Source organism: Teichococcus deserti (genome assembly GCF_001982615.1).
Lineage (GTDB): Bacteria > Pseudomonadota > Alphaproteobacteria > Acetobacterales > Acetobacteraceae > Pseudoroseomonas > Pseudoroseomonas deserti.
Window position 1 is genome coordinate 1 of sequence record NZ_MLCO01000169.1, and the last position, 5,406, is coordinate 5,406.

Below are 5,406 nucleotides of genomic sequence, written 5' to 3' on the forward strand. Positions count from 1 at the left end.
CCCCTCACCCCCGATCCTGCCCCCCTCTGAAGGACGGAGAGGTGTCGCATGCGGCGGTCGGGGCGTCGGAGGGGGCGGCCATGCTGAACGGGCTGCGCGACACGGTCGACGCCATGTGGCAGCGGCCGCTGGGGCAGCGCTGGCTGCTCGGCCTGCTGGCCTTCCTGATCGCCCTGCTGCTGCGGCTCGGCCTGGACGGGCTGCTGCCGCCCGGCTTCCCCTTCCTGACCTTCTTCCCCGCCATCCTGACGGCGACCCTGCTGGGCGGGCTCGGCCCCGGCATCGCGGTGGGGCTCAGCGCCTCGCTGGCCGCCTGGTACTGCTTCATGGAGCCCTTTTACAGCTTCAAGCTGACCGGCGGGGCGACCCTGGCGCTGGGCTTCTTCGTCGCCATCAGCGCCGTGGACATCCTGCTGATCCACCTGATGCAGCTGGCCATGCGCCGCCTGCGGGAGGAGGCAGCGCGCGGCAGCCGCGAGGGCGCGCTCAGCCAGCAGCTGGCCCGCACCCGGGAGGTCATGCTGCAGGAGCTGCAGCACCGCATCGCCAACAACCTGCAGGTGCTCTCGGCCATGGTGCTGCTGCAGCGCAACGCGGTGCGCGACCCCGAGGCGCGGCGGGTGCTGGACAATGCCGCGACACGGCTGGAGGTGATCGGCCGCATCCAGCGCCGGCTGCAGGGCGATGCCAACGGCCTGCCCTTCGGCCCGTTCCTGGAAAGCCTGAGCCAGGACCTGCTGGCCGCCGCCGAGGCCGGCCGGGTGGCGACGAGCGTGGAGGCTGACCCGCTGGTGCTGCCGCCGGAGCTGACCGTGCCGGTGGCGCTGATCGTCGCCGAGCTGCTGGCCAATGCCCTGCAGCACGGCTTCCCGGATGGCCGCCGCGGCACGGTGACCATCCGCCTGGCGCGGGCCGAGCAGCGGATCCAGCTGACGGTGGAGGATGACGGCATCGGCCTGCCGCTGGACTTCAGGCTGGAGCGGACCCGCAGCCTGGGCCTGCGCATCGTCCAGGCGCTGACCCGGCAGATCGGCGGCGCCTTCACCATGCGCCCGACGGCGCAGGGCACCACCTGCCACCTGTTCTTCTGGCTGTCGCCGCAGGGGGCGATGGCCGCCCCGCCGCTGCCGGTGGAATCGGAGGCGCGTTAGGCGCCGCCGCCTCAGGAAAACCCTGTCAGGCAACCCCGCGTCAGGCGACCCTGCGTCAGGCGACCCCGTGCCGGCCCATTTCCAGAAACTTCTCGCGGCGCCGGGCCTTGAGGGTGCCGGCGTCGAGCGCCAGCAGCGGCTCCAGGCAGGACCAGACCTGCTGGCCCACGGCCTGCATGGCGGCGCCGGCGTCGCGATGCGCGCCGCCAAGCGGCTCGGCCACCACCTGGTCGATCAGCTGCAGCCGGCGCAGATCCTCGGCGGTCAGCTTCAGCGCATCGGCCGCGGTGCTGGCCTGGGCCGCGTCGCGCCACAGGATCGAGGCGCAGCCCTCGGGGCTGATCACCGAATAGATGGAATGCTCCAGCATCAGCACGCGGTCGGCCGCGGCCAGCGCGATGGCGCCGCCGGAGCCGCCCTCGCCGATGATGGTCGCGACCACGGGCACGGGCGCATCCAGGCAGGCCTCGATCGAGCGGGCGATGGCTTCCGCCTGGCCGCGCGCCTCGGCCTCGATGCCCGGGAAGGCACCGGCGGTGTCGACGAAGGACAGGATCGGCAGGCCGAAGCGGCCCGCCAGCTCGATCAGCCGGCGCGCCTTGCGGTAGCCCTCCGGCCGGGCCATGCCGAAATTGTGCTTCACCCGGCTCTCGGTGTCGGTGCCCTTCTCGGTGCCCAGCACCATCACGGCGCGGCCGTGGAAGCGGCCCATGCCGCCGATCACCGCGGCGTCGTCGGCGAAGGCGCGGTCGCCGGCCAGCGGCACGAAGTCCTCGATCAGGGCGTCGACATAGGCCAGGCATTTCGGCCGGTCGGGATGGCGGGCCACCAGCGTCTTCTGCCAGGGGGTGAGCTTGGCATAGGTCGCCTGCAGCAGTTTTTCGGCCTTGTCGGACAGGCGGCCGACTTCCTCGGCCACATCGATGCCGCCGGCGTCGGTGGTGCGCCGAAGCTCCTCGATCTTGCCCTCAAGCTCGGCAAGCGGCTTCTCGAAGTCCAGGAAGTGACGCATCGCGATCCCGTCTGTGCATGCACCGCAATAAGAGGCGGCCGAACCGGGCTGCCCTAGCGCAACCCGCCGGGCATGGCCAGAGGCTTGTCGGTCAGGCTTGTCGGTCAGGCTTGTCGGTCAGGCTTGTCGGTCAGGCCTCGGCCAGCGGGTGGTGGGTTTCCACCAGCGCCTTCAGCCTTTCCTCCAGAACCTTGGTGTAGATCTGGGTGGTGGCGATGTCGGCATGGCCCAGCAGCATCTGCAACGCGCGCAGGTCGGCGCCGCCCTCCAGCAGGTGGCTGGCGAAGGAATGGCGCAGCACATGCGGGCTGACCCGGGCCGGGTCCAGCCCCGCCGCCAGCGCCGCCTGCTTGACCACCAGCAGCAGGCTCTGCCGCGTCAGATGGCCCGAGGCGCCATGCGAGGGGAACAGCCATTTCGACGGCTTCTTCGCGTCCTGCAGCGCCAGCGCCGCCATCCGCGCCCGGCCGGAGATCGGCACCAGCCGCTCCTTGTTGCCCTTGCCGCGCACCAGGATCAGCGGCTGGTCCACCGCCAGCGCCTGGCGCGGCAGGCTGACCAGCTCCGAGGCGCGCAGCCCCGAGCAATAGAGCAGCTCCAGCAGCGCCACCGCCAGCGGCCCGCGCCTGCCCGGCAGGGTGCCGGCCGCCTCCAGCAGCGCCGTCACCTCGGCCGCGCGCAGCGCCTTGGGCAGGGAGCGCGGCTGGCGCGGCCGGTCCAGCAGCTCGGTCGGGTCGTCGGCGCGCACCCCCTCGCCGGCGAGGAAGCGGTAGAACTGCCGCAGCGCCGAAAGCCGCCGCGCCGCGGTGCGCGGCGACAGCCCGCTATCGGTCAGCCCGGCCAGATAGGCGCGCAGCAGCTCCGGCTGCGCGCCCAGCAGGTCGCCCCCCTTGCGGCGGGCGAATCCCAGGAAGTCCTCGAGATCGGCCTGGTAGGCGGCGAGGGTGTTGCGCGCAGCACCCCGCTCGGCCGCCAGCATCTCCAGGAAGGCCTCGAGGTGACGTTCCATGGCGCCGCCGCGGCTCAGCGGGTGCCGAAGCGCTCGTTCGGCAGGGTGCGCTCCACCGGCTGCTGGTTCACCGGCGGCGGAAAGGCGCTGAGCACCAGCAGCCCGGCCAGGACGGCAAGCACCAGGACGGAGACGAGAAGCAGAAGGGGACGGCGAAACATGGTGCCCTTGGGTATCCTGCGCGCGTGGAATCTTGTGCTACCTTCCGCCCTTGTGTCACGCAACCTCGGCCTTGCCATCATTCCGCCCGCCGCAACGACGGCCCCCGAACCGCCCGCCGCCCCCATGATGGAGCCGGCGCCCGCGGTGCTTCCGATCGCCGCCAACCGATTGAGCCAGCACGCCCCGCTGAAGCGCTCCGTCGTGCTGATCGGCATGCCGGGCTCCGGCAAGTCGTCGATCGGCAAGCGGCTGGCGACCCGGCTGGGCATGGCCTTCCGCGACGCCGACACCGAGATCGAGGCCGCCGCCGGCCAGCCGATCACCGAGATCTTCTCCCGCTACGGCGAGCCGCATTTCCGCGAGGGCGAGCGCCGCGTCATCGGCCGCCTCCTGGCCGGGCCGCCGCTGATCCTGGCCACCGGCGGCGGCGCCTATGCGGATGCCGAGACGCGCCGCGCCATCCGCGACTCCGGCGCGTTGGCCGTCTGGCTGCGCTGCACCGTGCCGGTGCTGCTGCCGCGCGTCTCCGGCCGCGCCACCCGGCCGATGTTCCTGAACAAGGACCCGGAAGAGGTGCTGAACCGGCTGATGGCCGCGCGCCACCCGCTCTATGCCGAGGCCGACCTGGTGATCGACTGCCTCGACGAAAATCCCGAAACCACCACCGACCGCGTCGAGGCCGCCTTGCACGACCACACCCCCCCCGCCCGCCTGCCCGTGCCGCTGTCGGGCCGCGCCTATGAGGTGGTGGTCGGCGACGGCCTGCTGGCCCGCGCCGGCGGGCTGATCGCGCCCGCCCTGCCGGCCCGCCGCGTCGCCATCGTCAGCGATGCCAGCGTCGCCGGCCTGCACCTGCCGACGCTGGAGGTCGGGCTGCGCGAGGCCGGCTTCGAGATCCGCGCCAGCCTGACCGTCCCCCCCGGCGAAGCCTCCAAAAGTTTTTCCCAGTTCGGCACGCTGATGGAGGACCTCCTCGCTGCGGGCATCGACCGTCAGACCGCCGTCGTTGCCCTCGGCGGCGGCGTCGTCGGTGACCTGGCCGGCTATGCGGCCGCCAGCGCGCTGCGCGGCCTGCCCTTCGTGCAGATCCCGACCACGCTGCTGGCCCAGGTCGACAGCTCGGTCGGCGGCAAGACCGGCATCAACCTGCGCGCCGGCAAGAACCTGGCCGGCGCCTTCCACCAGCCGCGCATCGTGCTGGCCGATACCGGCGTCCTCTCCACCCTGCCGTCCCGCGAGCTGCGCGCCGGCTATGCCGAGGTCGCCAAGCACGGCCTGCTGCAAGGCGCCCTCTGGGACTGGTGCGAGGCCAACGGCGCCAAGGCGGTGGCCGGCGACGCCGCCGCGCTGCGCCACGCCGTGCTGGAAAGCTGCCGCCTGAAGGCCGCGGTCGTCGCCGCCGACGAGCGCGAGGAGAGCCCCGAGGGTGGCCGCGCCCTGCTCAACCTCGGCCACACCTTCGGCCACGCCATCGAGGCCGAATGCGGCTATGACGGCAGCCTGCTGCACGGCGAGGGCGTCGCCATCGGCCTGGGCCTCGCCGCCCGCCTGTCGGTGATCCTGGGCCTCTGCGAGGCCACCCTGCCCGAGCGCGTGGAAGCCCACCTCTCCGCCGTCGGCCTGCCCGCCCGCCTGTCCCACCTGCCGCGCCGCTTCACCCTGGCCGCGCTGATGGCCCGCATGCGCAAGGACAAGAAGGTGCGCGACGGCGCGCTGCGCTTCGTGCTGCTGCGCGGGCCGGGCCAGGCCTTCACCAAAGACGACGTCGATCCGGCGCTGGTCGAGGCGCTGCTGCGGTCGGAGGGGGCTCAGGGGTAAGAGAAGACAGGGAAAAGACTGGGGGAATGAATTCCCCCAGGCCCCCTTCTTTTTTCTGCGATGACTGCCGTGTCCACGTGGAGACAGTACGTGAAACGGCCCAGGGACAGCGCGACCTTCAAGGTTGCGCTGTTTTCATATGCAGCGTTCCGCCGTGATGCCCTGGTGTCGTCTTCGATGAAGCGGCTGGGCGAGAAACGGCCGACAGATAGAAAAAAGAAGGGGTCGAGGGGAATTCATTCCCCTCGCCTACC

General features: G+C 72.0%; 5 protein-coding genes. 2 read left to right on the forward strand and 3 right to left on the reverse strand.

Features of this window, described 5'->3' with window-relative positions:
• The first annotated feature begins 41 nt into the window (after positions 1–41).
• Positions 42–1,151, forward strand: coding sequence for a sensor histidine kinase (locus BKE38_RS16625; RefSeq protein ID WP_076958398.1), 1,110 nt, complete (start codon positions 42–44; stop codon positions 1,149–1,151).
• Between the two features lie 55 nt (positions 1,152–1,206).
• Here the strand turns inward: BKE38_RS16625 and BKE38_RS16630 are convergent, their stop codons facing one another.
• The 3 genes from BKE38_RS16630 to BKE38_RS32185 form a co-directional block, all read right to left on the reverse strand.
• The gene (locus BKE38_RS16630) at positions 1,207–2,163 is read right to left on the reverse strand and encodes an acetyl-CoA carboxylase carboxyltransferase subunit alpha (protein ID WP_076958399.1); all 957 of its coding nucleotides are present in this window, start codon (positions 2,161–2,163) and stop codon (positions 1,207–1,209) included.
• Between the two features lie 130 nt (positions 2,164–2,293).
• Positions 2,294–3,172: a site-specific tyrosine recombinase XerD gene (locus BKE38_RS16635; protein WP_076958400.1), complete on the reverse strand. Its 879-nt coding sequence runs from the start codon at positions 3,170–3,172 to the stop codon at positions 2,294–2,296.
• A 14-nt stretch (positions 3,173–3,186) separates the two neighbouring features.
• The gene (locus BKE38_RS32185; RefSeq protein ID WP_165694209.1) at positions 3,187–3,333 is read right to left on the reverse strand and encodes a hypothetical protein; all 147 of its coding nucleotides are present in this window, start codon (positions 3,331–3,333) and stop codon (positions 3,187–3,189) included.
• A 124-nt stretch (positions 3,334–3,457) separates the two neighbouring features.
• Between BKE38_RS32185 and aroB the strand changes: the two genes are divergently transcribed.
• Complete coding sequence (gene aroB, locus BKE38_RS16640; RefSeq protein WP_076958401.1) at positions 3,458–5,152, forward strand: 3-dehydroquinate synthase; 1,695 nt, start codon at positions 3,458–3,460, stop codon at positions 5,150–5,152.
• Positions 5,153–5,406: the final 254 nt, after the last annotated feature.

Bases quoted from the DNA above. Each gene is read 5' to 3' on its own strand.
- BKE38_RS16635 (WP_076958400.1), bottom strand. From the start codon at position 3,172: ATGGAACGTCACCTCGAGGCCTTCCTGGAGATGCTGGCGGCCGAGCGG.
- aroB (WP_076958401.1), top strand. From the start codon at position 3,458: ATGATGGAGCCGGCGCCCGCGGTGCTTCCGATCGCCGCCAACCGATTG.
- BKE38_RS32185 (WP_165694209.1), bottom strand. From the start codon at position 3,333: ATGTTTCGCCGTCCCCTTCTGCTTCTCGTCTCCGTCCTGGTGCTTGCC.
- BKE38_RS16630 (WP_076958399.1), bottom strand. From the start codon at position 2,163: ATGCGTCACTTCCTGGACTTCGAGAAGCCGCTTGCCGAGCTTGAGGGC.